The following is a 14,690-nucleotide window of genomic DNA, read 5'->3' on the forward strand; positions in this document are numbered from 1 at the left end:
TGTGGCCTCCCATCGGCCGTTTAAAGCTGTAGAGCGGCCGTTTATCTCGTTGATAAACATGTAGGTATGATATGAGCAATTATGCTGATCGTTGGAAAACCGTAAAAGTAGACGTTGATGGTGGTATTGCTTGGGTAACTCTCAATCGTCCAGAAAAACGCAATGCGATGAGTCCTACACTCAATCGTGAAATGCGAGATGTATTGGAAACCCTGGAGCAGGACGCTGATGCACGCGTTTTGGTGCTTACTGGCGAAGGCAGCGCTTGGACGGCAGGTATGGATCTCAAGGAGTATTTCCGTGAGATTGATGCAGGCCCTGAGATCCTTCAGGAGCGCATTCGCCGCGATGCCTCGGAGTGGCAATGGAAACTACTGCGGATGTACAGCAAACCGACCATCGCCATGGTCAACGGCTGGTGCTTCGGTGGTGGTTTCAGTCCTCTGGTAGCTTGCGATCTGGCCATCTGTGCTGACGAAGCCACTTTCGGCCTGTCGGAAATCAACTGGGGTATTCCGCCTGGAAACTTGGTAAGTAAGGCCATGGCCGACACGGTTGGTCATCGTGAATCTCTCTACTACATCATGACGGGTAACACCTTTAGCGGTCAGAAAGCTGCCCAAATGGGTTTGGTTAACAAAAGCGTTCCTCTGGCGAATCTTCGCGATGAAGTAATTGCCTTGGCGAGTAATCTGCTCGACAAGAACCCTGTGGTGTTGCGCGCTGCCAAGATTGGCTTCAAACGCTGCCGAGAGCTGACCTGGGAACAAAGCGAGGACTACCTGTACGCCAAACTGGATCAAGCCCAGTTGCGTGATCCGGAACACGGCCGTGAGCAGGGACTGAAGCAATTCCTTGATGAGAAGAGCATCAAGCCTGGTCTGGAGGCATATAAGCGATAAAGTTGCACGCGCCGCGCTGTGTCCACGCAATACAGCGCGGTAGCGTTATTTTACGGATCAAGCTTCGATCAATGGATCCGAGCTAGATTATATTTGCGCTAATTATGTGAGTGGCGCTCTTCAAAAAGAAAAGTGAGTAAGTTAGATGGAAGATTATCGCGCACCGCTTACAGATATGAAGTTTATCATTGAAGAGTGGCTGCAGGCTCCTGCTGCGTGGAGTAAATCTACCGCATACTCCGATATCGACATTTCAATCACAGCACAAGTTTTGGAAGAAGCCGAAAAATTCGCTGCAGGTGTTTTAGCGCCGCTGAATGCATCTGGTGATGCTGAAGGCTGCAGTTTTCGAGAAGGTGAGGTACGTGCTCCTAAAGGCTTTCCTGAAGCATACAGTCAATACGTGGACGGCGGTTGGCCGACGATGGCCTGTGAGGTGGAAGACGGGGGCCAAGGACTTCCCCATTTGTTGAGCGCGGCTGTCAGCGAAATGATTTTCAGTTGCAACCATGCATGGGCAATGTATACGGGAATTGCTCACGGCGCATATGAGTGTTTGCGCACTCATGGGAGTGCTGAACTGCGAGACACATATTTGCCTGGCATTGTTTCCGGCGCTACGTTACCGACGATGTGTTTGACCGAGCCCCAAGCTGGAAGTGATGTGGGCTTACTTCGGGCAAAAGCTGAACCTCAGCTTGATGGCAGCTATAGTTTATCGGGTAGCAAGATATTCATCTCTGGTGCAGAACACGACCTCACTGACAATATTGTTCATTTAGTGCTGGCTCGGCTACCCGACGCGCCGAAAGGAACGCGTGGAATTTCTTTATTTCTTGTACCCAAGTTTATCGAAACCGAGAGTGGCAGGACGAAAAATAATGTCGTCTGCACCGGTATAGAGGAAAAAATGGGTATCCATGGAAGTCCAACCTGCAGTCTTTCTTTCGAGGGTGCTAAAGGATGGCTAATTGGGACAGAGCACGCAGGTTTGTCTGCGATGTTCGTGATGATGAACTCAGCACGCCTCCACGTCGGCCTGCAAGGCTTAGGGCATGCCCAACGAGCGATGCAGCTGGCGAACGCCTATGCAGGTGAACGTAGGCAGATGCGCGCAGTTACCACGCCGGAAGGTGTATTAGGGAATGGCCCCGATTTCATTAATCACCACCCTATTATTCGCCGCAGCTTGTTTGAAATGCAGGCTCTGATAGAAGGCATGAGGGCAATTGGTTATTGGACAGCACATTGCCTGGACTTGAAAACCATGGCGAACGATTCGCGCGAGCGGCAAAGGTTAGAAGTTCGTGTGGGCTTACTGACCCCGGTTGTTAAATCGTTTTTCAGTGAGCAAGGTTTCAAAATTTCCAGCCAGGCCTTACAAGTATTTGGCGGATTCGGCTACATTAAAGAGTATGGCGTTGAGCAGATCGTGCGCGACAGCCGTGTGGTAATGCTTTATGAAGGCACTAATGAAATTCAGGCAAACGATCTTTTGGTGAGAAAGGTCTATGGTGACAGTGCCGCAGGTTTGAAAGATTTGTTCTCCGAGATGGTGGGGGAGTTGCAGCGAGATGATTTGAATGGATATTCGAAATTGGTTGCGTCGGCAGCGCAGCGATTGCTGGAGATTACCGAACTTCTGCTGGCTAGTAATGATCCTGAGCGCCCGTATCGAATCGCCAAAGAGTACCTTGTTGCGCTTGCATTAATTCTCATTGGATACTCGTGGGCTAAAACAGTAAAACTAGGGGGTGGGCGCTCTGATGAATTTTGGATCTCAAAACTAAATTGCGCAAAAGTGTATTTTACGTATGTATGGCCAGAGCTTGATCGAAATTTAAATGTGATTGCAGGTTCAGCGGATAATTTACCATTTTTAGCCTGATTGACGGCCTCAGGTCAGTTGTGTAGTGACAGGAGCTGATTAGCTTAAGTTTGATGAGTAGGTTATGAATCCAGAAAAATTGGAAACGTCTCTAAGCACTCCTGCCTTTTCAGATGAGATAATTAGCCTTGAATTAAGGCGGGTTCGATTGGAAATGTCTCGACGGCTGGATGAGTTATTCATGCGCCACAATGTTCGACACACACATTTTTCAATTTTTCAGATCGTAGAGAGAGCGCCTGGAACTGCTCAAGTCGTTTTAGCTGAGCACCTGTTGTTGAAATCGTCACAAATAACCAACATCCTTTTTCAGATGGAACAGAGATCTTGGATTACACGCTTGCCAGGAGCGATGGATCGCCGTTCAAAGTCAGTTTTTTTGACTGAGAAAGGTCAGGTTTTATTGCAAGAGCTTAAGTTGTTGGCGATAAACAACGAAGCAGAAATGTGCAATGCTTTGACCGTAGATGAAAAATATTTGCTGCTGTCATTGCTTAAAAGGTGTATCAAAAACGCTGAAATATGCGGAAGGTAATATGCAGGCAAAATCAGCTGCTGTTAATGGTTCCAGTGAACGCTATCGAAGAGCGGCGCTGGATCTATTTGCCAAGCATGGATTTCGTCAAGTTAGCATGAGGGATTTGGCGCATCATATTGGTATTAGTCCAGGATCAATGTACCATCATTTTGAAAGTAAGGATCAATTGCTTGTCGATTTCCTGGAAGAGCCGTTTGAGCTACTGATAGCTAACACCAAAAAATTGTTGCGTCGGCGTGTTAGTGATCTGGTTCGTCTTCGTGCGCTGGTCGAATTTCAATATCAAATGTACTTATCCACGCCAAGCAATTTTCAGCTACTTAATAGGGAGCTGGAAAATCTCAATGGCATAGGGGCGGATGCTGTTCATGGCAAGCGGCAGGAATACATAGACCTAGTTGAGCTAGTTCTGCGACCATTACTTGTTGCGCAAAGTTTGGGTGAGGCTGCACGTTTTGCAGGAGCAACCGTAAGTTTTCTCGAGTCTGTCCCAGGGGGGCTTGTACGATCAGGTCTACCTCTACAAGAACCCTCGAGAATTGTGTTTGATCTTATCCACTCGGCTTTAAAGTGTTGCGACGGGTATTCTAGATAAACTCGTGGGTAAGTGCGGGCGGACGTAATAAGAAATCATGGCTATTTTGCTTTTATAACATCAGTTGAGGTTAGGTTATGAGTGAATATTCCCGGTACGAATTTTCTGAGCAGCTGTACTTTGAAGGTGAGTGGAAGCGCGGGGCTGCACTAGGCCTTGTGTCCGTGATCAATCCTTACGACAGCTCTGAAATCGCTCAGATCTCTCAAGCGAATAAGGCTGACTTAGATGCTGCGTTGCAGTCTGCAGTGTCGGCCCAAAGGACGTGGGCAAATACGCCGCCTGCGGTGAAAACAGAGATCCTGTTGCGCGCCGTTCAAATTTTTGATCAGCGACAGGAAGAAATTGTCGATTGGTTGATTCGTGAATCTGGAAGTACGCGTTTGAAAGCGACGATTGAGTGGGGGGCTGCACGAGCTATCACTCTCGAGTCGGCCTCTTTTCCAAGTCGCGTGCACGGAAAAATTCTGAACTCGAATATCGAAGGCAAGGAGAGTCGCGTTTATCGCGAGCCAATCGGTGTGGTAGGTGTCATAAGCCCATGGAATTTCCCGCTGCATCTTACTCAGCGCTCGGTAGCCCCTGCGCTAGCACTCGGGAACGCAGTAGTTATAAAACCTGCCAGCGATACTCCAATCACAGGCGGCTTGCTAATCGCGAAGATTTTTGAAGAGGCCGGCCTACCGAAAGGGGTCTTAAGTGTTCTGGTTGGAGCTGGTGCAGATATCGGCGATGCCTTTGTTGAGCACCCTGTTCCAGGTCTCATCTCCTTCACGGGCTCCACACCCGTAGGGCGTAATATCGGACGGCTCGCATTAGGTGGAGCTCATCTTAAACACGTCGCGTTGGAACTGGGTGGGAACAGTCCATTTGTAGTACTCGAGGACGCAAATCTCGATCGTGCGGTAGCCGCTGCAGTGATGGGTAAATTCCTACATCAAGGCCAGATCTGCATGGCGGTAAACCGCATCATCGTACACGAGCGACTCTACGACGATTTCGTTCAGAAATTCTCGGCGCGGGCTGCGGCACTTCCCGCTGGTGATCCCAATAAATTTGAGACCGTCATTGGGCCAATTATCAACGCCAAGCAACTCGTTTCACTCGAAGGAAAAATCGCGAAAGCAATCGAAGAAGGTGCGCGTTTGGTGGTCGGTGGAGAACGTGTCGGACAGGTTTTGCCTCCGCACGTATTTGCTGAGGTCACTGCAGAAATGGAGATCGCAAAAGATGAAATCTTTGGGCCGCTTGTAGGTATTTTACGCGCGAAATATGACGATCATGCATTGGAGTTAGCCAATAACTCTGAGTTTGGGCTATCAAGTGCGATTTTCACTGAAAATGTACAAAAAGGGCTTAGATTTGCTCGGTCTCTCAAAGCAGGCATGACGCACATCAACGATATCCCTGTGAACGATGATGCCAATGCACCTTTTGGGGCTGAGAAAAATTCGGGGCTTGGCCGATTCAATGGCGAGTGGGCGATAGATGAATTCACCACAGACCATTGGATCACTATCCAATCCAGCCCTCGAGAGTATCCTTTCTAAGTTAATAGTGGGGGAAACCCCACCGCTCAGCTATGAACTGGGGGCCGGGTTTACCTGCTGGTTGTACGAATCGCTAAGGGCTGTCGCTTATCGATTGCGCTGTGCCTCCCCAGAGGTGATTAATGTTAGGAGCAAGATAGGAGAAGTTTTGCTGGGTCTCTAGAAGAAGGGATGGGAAACCGCTGGCGGCGCGAGTCACCGTTCGGGTTGCGTCTGAGTTCGATTCGGCGGCGACCGTCAGAGGTAAACTTAACCTTTAATATTGTTGTCACTTCAGTTTCCCCAGCCCATGTCGGGGCTTGTGCTCGTGGTTCAAGCGTTCAAGGAATGGTACCACTCTGCATAAGGCGAATTGGCCACCTGATGCCTGTTGAAATCAGGGCTGCCGTCGCTCCACCAGACTGGCCCACGCTCACCGAGCGCTACCTTGGCCATCTGCACCTTCGCCCTTGCAGCCGACAACTGCCCAGGATCGCCAGAGGCTTTCGCTGCCTTTACCTCACGACGCGCTGACATCAAGTCATTGACCAAGCGTTGCCGCACATCTTCATCCAACGATGGGTTGCTGCAGCGCCACAGCTGCCCTTTGACTACAAAGTAGCGACCGTCAGGTGTCTTCGGATACATCCCTTAAGCTCCCAGGAGGAGGGCACCACTCATGCTCGTCATTTCCTGCCGTTGTCTCAGCACGCGGGCTTCTCTCGGGCGGCATCAGGTTGACGAAGTGACAAGCGACAATGAACGAGTCATTGGCGTTTGCCTCCTACTGACATCAGGGGAAGTAATGTCCTCGGCACACGATTGGTGACGACGTGCGATTCGCAGCACTCCCCACAACATAGCCAAGGATATCGCCATCCAAGCGGCGATCATGCTGAAGATTGTCATGGCAAGGCTCATAAATTCCTCCACTCCTTTGTCGTCTTCTTGCTCTCCTAGTAGATGACCGTATGCCGCCTGCGTGATTCAACTTGATGACGGATAAGGTGGGCTATGAAGCCGGTCGGATGGCATAAAGTGGCGCGCTTATCGACCAAAGCGGTGCACAAAATATTCTGCTTTCGCGTCAAATTGGCAACGTTGCGACGGACGTTAGCGCCTGTATGAAGCCTCAAAAGTATGCGACTTATTGAGCTAGGCAAGTCGCGTTATTCAAAACAAAACACTGTTTTTGGTGTAACGTTAGGATAACAATCACGGAGAGATTTCCATGTCCAAACTCGCAGAATTCCGTCAGCTCGAAAAACACCTAGCAGAGCAGCTCCAGGCGCTCGAAACCCTCAAAGGTGACGCCGGCCTGAAGCAGGAAATCGAGTTCGAAACAAAGCTCCGTGCCTTGCTGGCGAAGTACGGCTTCAGCTTGAGAGACATTGTCAACCTACTTGATCCCAAGGCTGGTAGTCGCTCACCCGCTGCGGAGTCGAAGAGCAGCACTCGCAAGCCTCGCCAAGTGAAGATCTACAAAAATGCGGAAACCGGCGAAGTCGTTGAGACAAAGGGTGGCAACCACAAGATTCTGAAGGAATGGAAAGCGAAATACGGTTCCGACACTGTGGAGTCGTGGCTCGCCAAATGATTTTTGTTTGAGTACAAAAGGGCCCGAGAGGGCCCTTTTTTTCAGCACTTGAGGTGGTAGGAATTCCTCTGTACCACCTCAAGTATCAGTCGCCACTCCTCAATCCGCACACTGTTACAGTCATTGCCTCCGCGACAGAGGTCAGCTCTATGCCTTCGCTATGATGGAAATCGAGCCAAAGAGCAGAGCCGCAATAAACATTACAACGCAGGTACCAATCATCCATTTCATGGAGACGCGTTGGTTATCGCCATAGTCCAAGTCGAGCAATCCACACAGAAGATAAGTAGAGGCCACCAGAGGGCTAAGCAGGTGTACCGGTTGACCAATAAGGCTGGCAATGGCCATTTCCTGAGCACCAATTCCGTAGTGGCTGGCGGTCTCGGCGAGGATCGGCAAGATGCCGAAATAGAAGGCGTCGTTGGTCAGCACGTAAGTGAACGGCATGCTGAGAAATGCCGTAAACACGGACATGAAGTGTCCTGCCCACTCAGGTACCACATAGATCAAGCTCGCGGAGATTGCCTTGATCATGCCAGTTCCGCTCATGATTCCAACAAATGTTCCCGCTGCGAAAATCAGCAATGTCACCGCTAAGACGTTATCGGCATGTCTCGCTACCATTGCTTTCTGATCTTTGAGCTTTGGAAAATTGACCAGAGCACCAATGGCGAAGGCGAGCATGAACAGGATCGGCAACGGCATGAGGCTGATCATCATTGCTGCAATGAGGCTAATGGTAAGTGCCGAGTTGAAAATGAATCTCCAATCTCGCATGCGGATATGTGCCATTCCTTCCAGTGCGGCTTCTTCATCGAGTTGAACCACACCGAGACGGCGGTACTCCACGCGGCCCAAGTACCATGCAGAAAAAAGAACCCAGATCGCACCAGCGAACATGATAGGAATCATCTCGACGAACAGCTCGGTGATGTCTACATGCATGGCGCTTGCCGCGCGCGAAAACGGCCCTGCCCACGGGAGAATATTCATCACCCCGATGGTCATCAGCAGCACGGTCGCCATCACTTGCATGCGGATTCCGGTCAGACGGTACAGAGGTAGCAACGCAGCCGTGGTGATGATGTAGGTGGTCGCACCGTCACCGTCAAGTCCGACACAAAGTCCAAGAATCGCAGTCCCTAAAACGATTTTCCGAGGATCGCCTTTTACCGTTTTCAGGATCAACTTGACTAGGGGATTGAAGAGCCCGGCATCTGTCATCATGCAGAAGTACAGGATTGCGAACGTAAGCATGATGCCGGTTGGTGCAAGCATCTTTACCCCGTCCAGCATCATTGGCCCCAGTTGGGGAGCGAAACCGCCCATAGAAGCGAAGGCGACCGGAACTAGCAGCAGAGCTACCAGAGGCGAGAGGCGTTTGCTCATGATCAAGTACATGAAGCAGATGATCATTGCGTAGCTAAGGAGAGTGAGCATGTTTTCCTCTTTATTTTTATGAATTGTTTTCTGGGGCCCATGCGCTTTTGGCTTTTTTATGGACGAAGTGGGCCTATATGCACGAGGGCATATAAGGAGTGCTGCGCATAAGGATTACGTCGTGGCGTGGGAAAACATGGGGTTGCCCGAATGTTCCAAGTCCGCGACCAGGATGCTGCCGGTGGAAGAATCGATGATGTGCAGGAAACGATTACCAGGCCCGCCAAATGCAAGGTTGGTCACCGTTCGTCCTCCAGTGCATGCCTCTATTCGATACAACGGCACCGCATGCCGGTCAGTGACCCACACACAGCCATTCCCCGCATCGCAGATATAGAGATTGCCTTCGGTATCAAGCGCCATGCCGTCGGCCCCACTGACACCTCCAGCCATGGTCATGAATATGCCAACTTTAGTGGTGCTGCCATCCGTTTGAATAGGCAGGCGCCACACGGCATTGCCTCGGGTCATCGCCACCAACAAGGCTTTCTGATCGATATCCATCACGAGTCCATTCGGACTGGGGCCGTTGTCTATCAAGCAAGTCAGTTGCTGTGTATCCAGATCGTAGCGAAACACCCGACCGCTGGGATCGTGCTGCCCGGTCTGGCCTTGGTCGGTGAAATAAAGCAAACCCAAGTCATCAAAGAACAGGTCGTTCACACCTTTGAAGCCTTCACTACGATGGTGAGTAAGGAAGGGCGTGATTTTGCTATCAACTGGATTTAACAGAAGAATGCCGTGCTTGTAATCGGCAATGAAAATGCGACCGTCCTGGTGAATTTTCAGGCCATTAGGCCAACCGTCATACTCCACAACTAGCTGCCAATCACCCGAAGGTGTAACCCGAAAAATTCGCCCATAGGGGATGTCAGTGACGTAGAGGTTGCCTTCGAGATCGAAGGACGGCCCTTCCAAAAAGCTCTTGACCCGCTGTCCAGGTTTGTTCGCCCTTACCCAATCGGAGTCACCGTCACGCCAGAACTCTTCAGGTAGTTGGCTGAACAGACGTGTCGGCAGCACGCGAGGAGGGGCATAAAAACTCATGGCAGTCTCCGGTGTAAACAGACGTGGCGGCTGTTTAGCCTGTCCAAGCCTTTTTGTTTTGTTCTATCTAACAGAACGTTATTCTTTTAGCTGGAACAACTTTCAGGCCATACGCTTCCTTCTGTCAAGCCTGTTTTTCGGATGACTCTCCCGTAAGCGTTCTATGGTGAACGTTTTCTGCCGTTGATCACGATTTTGTTGACAGCCATGGTTACGCATCGCAGTATTTTAAATAGAACAAAGTTCTGTCAGATAGAACGAAAGCGCTTTTTTATGTCACCTCTCCGAGCGAGCTGTGTGGCATGGGGAAAAAACAAGAAGAGGTCTAGCGATGCATAACAACAACGACATCGACATTTTGATCAGTGAAGTGGGGCCACGAGATGGGCTTCAGAGTGTGAAGGCCACAATGCCGACCGAACTCAAGCTTCAATGGATATCAGCACTGGCCGGTGCCGGTCTGCGTGAAATTGAGATCGGCTCGTTTGTCTCGCCCAAGCTCTTGCCTCAGATGGCTGATGCCGCGCAGTTAGTCGTTCATGGGCGAAGCTTACCGGGCTTGTTCGTGACCGCACTGGTGCCAAACCTCAGAGGCGCGCAGGGGGCCTTCGAAGCCGGCGTACATAAAATCACCATGCCGATTTCTGTTAGTGAGCCGCACTCGCTGTCGAACATCCGCAAGACGCACGCTCAGGTATTCGAGGAAGTGCGCTCTGTAGTGGCCCTGCGTAACAAGCAGTTCCCGAATATCCAGATAGAAGCTGGTCTGTCGACAGTGTTCGGATGCACGATTCAGGGCGAAGTACCGGAGGACGATGTCATCCGCATGGCCGTAACGATGGCCGAGATGGGGGTCGACGAAGTCGGCCTAGCCGACACAGTTGGGTACGCCAACCCAACCCAGGTTCGCCGCCTGTTTACCCGGCTGCGCGACTCAGTAGGTACGGTGGCTGGCAGTGCGCACTTTCACAACACACGCGGTCAAGGCTTGGCCAACGTCGTAGCGGCGATAGAAGTAGGAGTCTCTACAATCGATGCCTCCCAGGGCGGGATAGGCGGGTGCCCTTATGCACCGGGCGCCTCGGGCAACATTGTGACTGAGGATTTGGTGTACCTGCTTGAGTCCATGGGGCTGCGCACGGGCGTCGATATCGAACGTTTGGTGGCTGCCCGTGAGTGGCTGCAACGGGGTTTGCCCGGTGAACCGCTATACGGTTTCATTCCGGACGCAGGCGTCGGCAAGAACTTCCATTACGCGAAAAAGGATGCATGAGCATGCAGCAGACTTCTGAAAAAGCCCTGCCGCTCGCCGGCATCCGTGTCATCGAATTTGTGCATATGGTTATGGGCCCAACCTGCGGTTTGGTACTCGCGGATCTTGGTGCCGAAGTCATCAAAGTCGAACCGGCTCCGGCAGGTGACAACACTCGACGTCTCATGGGATCCGGCGCTGGTTACTGGATGACCTACAACCGCAATAAAAAAAGTTTTGCCGTGGACATGAAAACTGACGCGGGCATGGAGGCGGTGCGCAAGCTGATCGCCAGCGCTGACGTGGTGACTGAGAACTTCCGCCCAGGTGCAATGGAAAAGCTCGGGCTCGGATTTGAGCAAGTCAAAGGGATCAAGCCTGACATTATTTACAGCTCAATGAAGGGCTTTTTGCCTGGCCCCTACGATCACCGCACGGCGTTGGATGAAGTGGTGCAGATGATGACAGGGCTGGCCTACATGACGGGCCCTGAAGGGCGTCCGTTGCGCGCTGGCGCCTCAGTCAATGACGTCATGGGTGGCATGTTTAGCGCGATCTCGATTCTGGCGGCTTTACATCAGCGTAATGCCACTGGGCAGGGGCAATTTGTCCAGACAGGCTTGTTCGAAAATTCTGCATTCCTTGTGGCTCAGCACATGATGCAAAAAGTTGTGACTGGGAAGGCCGCAGCGCCGATGCCAAGTCGCATTTCCGCATGGGCCATCTATGACGTATTTACCACCTCTGATGACGACCAAGTGTTCTTGGGTGTTGTAAGCGACAGCCAATGGCAGAGCTTCTGCACTGCTTTTGACTTTGCCGAACTCGGCTCAGACCTTTCGCTGCAACAGAACAATGAGCGTGTTGCGGCCCGCGATCAGATCATGCCTATGGTTATCGAGCGCCTGGGCAGCATGAGCAAGGCTGAAGTGATGGCCCGTTGTGAAGCGGCAGGATTACCATTTTCGCCGATCCAGCGTCCGCAAGATCTGTTCGAAGATCAACACCTGAATCAATCAGGTGGCATGGCTGAGCTGACGCTGCCTGATGGTGAGGCAGTGAAAGTGCCGATGCTTCCGTTCGAGATGGACGGTCAACGATTTGGCACTCGCCTGAACGTGCCGGCGTTGGGCAGCCACTCCAGTGAGTTGTTGAGCCAGATGGGTTATGCACCAGCCGATATTGAGGCTTTGCGTAGTGCTGGTGTTGTTAAAGGCTGAGCTTTTGTCATCCCAGAGTGTGTTACCGGCGGTATGACTGAGCCGCCGGCTTCAATAAGAACAATACCGAGGATCACGTCATGGCCACCGTCACGACTTCCGCAACTGAATCGTCCGCTCCTGCCTCCATAGTCCTGAGTAGAGAGCAGACACGTGTCCTGCACAAAGCCGCCTGGCGCTTGATACCTCTTTTGGCACTCGCTTATTTTTTCAACTACCTTGACCGTACCAGCGTGGGGTATGCCGCACTGCAGATGACCGATCAGCTCGGTTTGACAGCATCCCAGTTTGGTCTGGGCGCAGGCATCATGTTCGTCGGGTATTGCCTTTGTGAAGTGCCAAGCAATCTGGCAATGTTCCGCTTCGGCGCGCGCCTTTGGATGGCTCGAATCATGATCACGTGGGGGCTTGCCGCCGCTGCGACAGCACTGGTCATTGGGCCCTACAGTTTCTACATTGCGCGCTTTGTACTCGGAGTTGCTGAGGCTGGTTTTTTTCCTGGCGTCATATTTTTTCTGACGCTGTGGTTTCCAGCCCAGTATCGAACGCGTGTGCTCGCCTGGTTCACCATAGCGACCCCCATCTCGTTTCTGGTCGGTGGGCCACTGTCCGTTTGGTTGTTGCAGATGCACGGCATCTGGGGTCTATCGGGTTGGCAATGGATGTTCCTGATTGAAGGTTTGCCAGCTTGCATCCTCGGGTTGATCACCTTGAAGGTCATGGTTGACCGTCCGGCTGAAGCCAAATGGCTCACCTCTGAAGAACGCAGTGTTCTTGAAGAGATGCTTGCCGATGAGAAGCGCAGCCAACCTAAAAACCATGGTTTCAAGGACGCGCTCAAAGATCCACGGGTCTGGATTCTCAGCTGTATCACCTTCAGCTTCACGCTCGGCTCTTATGGGATCGGAATCTGGTTGCCGCAAATGCTCAAAGGGCATGGGGTTGAAGTCAGCATGATTGGCTGGGTGGCGGCGATTCCTTATTTCTTCGCAACTATTGGCCTGCTAATTTGGGCTCGTCATGTAGACCGTACAGGCAAAGGCATCCTGCACCTGATCCTGGCTTTGCTGCTGGCAGGTACTGCTCTATTAGTGGCAATGCAGATGAATACTTTGGTTCCGGCATTGATCGGCATCACTTTTGCGCTGGTTGGAACGATTTCGGCCAAAACCATCTTCTACACCTTACCCGGCAAGTTTCTTTCCGGGCAGGCGGCAGCAGGTGGTATTGCGTTGATCAACTCCATCGGTGCGCTTGGTGGATTTGCAGGCCCGTATCTGATGGGCTTTTTGAAAGACTTTACCGGTTCATTCAGCGCTGGATTAATGGCGATGGGGTGCATCGTGTTTGTAGCGGCCTTGATGGCAATGTCCCTTCGTCTGTTCATGCGTGACGCTTGATAGGAGGAGCTGGCTCTGCGGTAACGTAGTCGAACCTTGTGGCCATGCCTCGTTCATTGCCTTCTGCAGCAGCCAATGAAAGAGGCTTCAGAATTCAGTCTAGTCAGCCGTTTTTCCATCGTCGGGACTCATTGAGGCGAATGTTGTAAGGGCTGGTTGTGAAAACGATTTGGCAGCTAATAGGGGCAAAGGGTAAGGTTCACCCTTAGCGGGCATTCGTTTTTGCACCGTACTCCATCGTTTTTTATTTTGCCGCGAGCGATCATGACGAGTGAACAACCCAAAGACGTCGAGTCTTCCAATCCTGCTGCAGAGGGTGGTGTGGCTGCGGTTGACCGGGCATTCTCGATTTTAACGGCATTCGATATTGACCAGAGCAGTCTGTCGCTGGCTGAGATTGCAAGGCGTACCGGGCTGTACAAAAGCACCATTCTTCGACTCATAACGTCATTGGAGTTAGCAGGTTTTGTGCGGCGACTTCCCGATGGTAATTATGCAGTGGGCCCTGAACCACTGCGTCTGGCGCAGATCTATCAAACCTCGTTTCGCCTGCGTGATGTGATCTATCCGATCCTGGAATCGATTACCGAAGAGAGTGGTGAAACCTCATCATTTTACGTACTGGATAACGGCAGTCGCGTTGTGCTGTTCAGGGTTGAACCTAAGCGTGCTGTCCGATTCTCCATTCATGAGGGCGCGCGCTTTTCGTTGCAGGCGGGAGCATCGGGCAAAGTGCTACGAGCCTTCAGCAAGTTGCAAGACCCGGCTCTTGCGCAGGAACGCAATCAGTTCTGGGCGGCGTCCAGTGGAGAGCGGGATCCCGAAACCGCGTCGGTTTCGGTACCGGTCTTTGCTGTAGGGTATGAGTTCAAGGGGGCTCTCACCCTGTCGGGCCCAGCCGAGCGTTTCAACAAACAACAGATGGATGCTGCGATTGCTATGTTGCTTCGAAACGCAGCTATTGCCACCAGTGCCCTAGGTGGTAACGATCAGGAATTGGTCAAGGCGTCGCGTAATTTATAGGTCGTCAACTCAACGCGAAGGCATTTCGTGAGCACATCATATGGTTGACGTTTGAGCTACCGATGTGCGCGCGTCAACAGCCGACTCTCGCGAACCTACCCATGTGAATTGACACAAAAATCCTGAGTCCGGCGAAGTCGTAGAAACCAAAGGCGGCAACCACCGAACGCTCAAGGAATGGAAAGCGAAATACGGTTCTGACACCGTGGAGTCGTGGCTGAGCAAGTGATTTTGGTTTGAGTACAAAGGGCCCTTGACG

At 51.7% G+C, this 14,690-nt stretch carries 14 protein-coding genes and 1 pseudogene; 11 read left to right on the forward strand and 4 right to left on the reverse strand.

Translation table 11 applies throughout. The features are described 5' to 3' along the window. Positions 1-71 precede the first annotated feature (71 nt). The 5 genes from ACA062_RS09720 (at position 72) to ACA062_RS09740 (ending at position 5,473) form a co-directional block, all read left to right on the forward strand. Positions 72-902 carry a p-hydroxycinnamoyl CoA hydratase/lyase gene (locus tag ACA062_RS09720; protein WP_150783401.1) on the forward strand — a complete coding sequence of 277 codons (831 nt, stop codon included), beginning with the start codon at positions 72-74 and terminating at the stop codon, positions 900-902. Between the two features lie 145 nt (positions 903-1,047). Next, positions 1,048-2,790 carry an acyl-CoA dehydrogenase gene (locus ACA062_RS09725; protein ID WP_497456176.1) on the forward strand — a complete coding sequence of 581 codons (1,743 nt, stop codon included), beginning with the start codon at positions 1,048-1,050 and terminating at the stop codon, positions 2,788-2,790. A gap of 64 nt (positions 2,791-2,854) precedes the next feature. Next, positions 2,855-3,325: a MarR family winged helix-turn-helix transcriptional regulator gene (locus tag ACA062_RS09730; RefSeq protein WP_497456177.1), complete on the forward strand. Its 471-nt coding sequence runs from the start codon at positions 2,855-2,857 to the stop codon at positions 3,323-3,325. Beyond that, the gene (locus ACA062_RS09735) at positions 3,258-3,923 is read left to right on the forward strand and encodes a TetR/AcrR family transcriptional regulator (RefSeq protein WP_497456178.1); all 666 of its coding nucleotides are present in this window, start codon (positions 3,258-3,260) and stop codon (positions 3,921-3,923) included. Before ACA062_RS09730 ends, ACA062_RS09735 begins: the two co-directional genes overlap by 68 nt. Before the next feature lie 77 nt (positions 3,924-4,000). Continuing rightward, a complete protein-coding gene (locus ACA062_RS09740) occupies positions 4,001-5,473 on the forward strand; it encodes an aldehyde dehydrogenase family protein (RefSeq protein ID WP_497456179.1) in 1,473 nt (490 codons plus the stop codon). Positions 5,474-5,785: 312 nt separating this feature from the next. Here ACA062_RS09740 and ACA062_RS09745 read toward each other — a convergent pair whose 3' ends face one another. Beyond that, entirely contained in the window at positions 5,786-6,100 is a 315-nt protein-coding gene (locus tag ACA062_RS09745) for a hypothetical protein (RefSeq protein ID WP_497456180.1), read from the reverse strand. Between the two features lie 84 nt (positions 6,101-6,184). Then, on the reverse strand, positions 6,185-6,373 hold the full coding sequence (locus ACA062_RS09750; RefSeq protein WP_497456181.1) for a hypothetical protein: 189 nt from the start codon (positions 6,371-6,373) through the stop codon (positions 6,185-6,187). A gap of 310 nt (positions 6,374-6,683) precedes the next feature. Between ACA062_RS09750 and ACA062_RS09755 the strand changes: the two genes are divergently transcribed. Then, positions 6,684-7,049: a histone-like nucleoid-structuring protein, MvaT/MvaU family gene (locus ACA062_RS09755; RefSeq protein ID WP_497456182.1), complete on the forward strand. Its 366-nt coding sequence runs from the start codon at positions 6,684-6,686 to the stop codon at positions 7,047-7,049. Between the two features lie 147 nt (positions 7,050-7,196). Here the strand turns inward: ACA062_RS09755 and ACA062_RS09760 are convergent, their stop codons facing one another. Next, entirely contained in the window at positions 7,197-8,489 is a 1,293-nt protein-coding gene (locus ACA062_RS09760) for a CitMHS family transporter (protein ID WP_497456183.1), read from the reverse strand. A 114-nt stretch (positions 8,490-8,603) separates the two neighbouring features. Beyond that, positions 8,604-9,536 (reverse strand): SMP-30/gluconolactonase/LRE family protein, encoded by a 933-nt coding sequence (locus ACA062_RS09765; RefSeq protein ID WP_497456184.1) that lies wholly within the window; start codon positions 9,534-9,536, stop codon positions 8,604-8,606. Positions 9,537-9,867: 331 nt separating this feature from the next. Here ACA062_RS09765 and ACA062_RS09770 point away from each other — a divergent pair, with 331 nt between their 5' ends. The 5 genes and pseudogenes from ACA062_RS09770 to ACA062_RS09790 all read left to right on the forward strand — a co-directional run. After that, complete coding sequence (locus ACA062_RS09770) at positions 9,868-10,809, forward strand: hydroxymethylglutaryl-CoA lyase (protein WP_497456185.1); 942 nt, start codon at positions 9,868-9,870, stop codon at positions 10,807-10,809. Positions 10,810-10,811: 2 nt separating this feature from the next. Beyond that, positions 10,812-12,008, forward strand: coding sequence for a CaiB/BaiF CoA transferase family protein (locus ACA062_RS09775; protein WP_497456186.1), 1,197 nt, complete (start codon positions 10,812-10,814; stop codon positions 12,006-12,008). Positions 12,009-12,088: 80 nt separating this feature from the next. Then, a complete protein-coding gene (locus tag ACA062_RS09780) occupies positions 12,089-13,408 on the forward strand; it encodes an MFS transporter (protein ID WP_497456187.1) in 1,320 nt (439 codons plus the stop codon). Positions 13,409-13,672: 264 nt separating this feature from the next. After that, the gene (locus ACA062_RS09785) at positions 13,673-14,431 is read left to right on the forward strand and encodes an IclR family transcriptional regulator (RefSeq protein ID WP_307330293.1); all 759 of its coding nucleotides are present in this window, start codon (positions 13,673-13,675) and stop codon (positions 14,429-14,431) included. A gap of 112 nt (positions 14,432-14,543) precedes the next feature. Beyond that, positions 14,544-14,660 (forward strand): annotated as a pseudogene (locus ACA062_RS09790) (transcriptional regulator); the annotation flags it as partial. Positions 14,661-14,690: the final 30 nt, after the last annotated feature.

Source organism: Pseudomonas sp. LBUM1679, assembly GCF_059695565.1.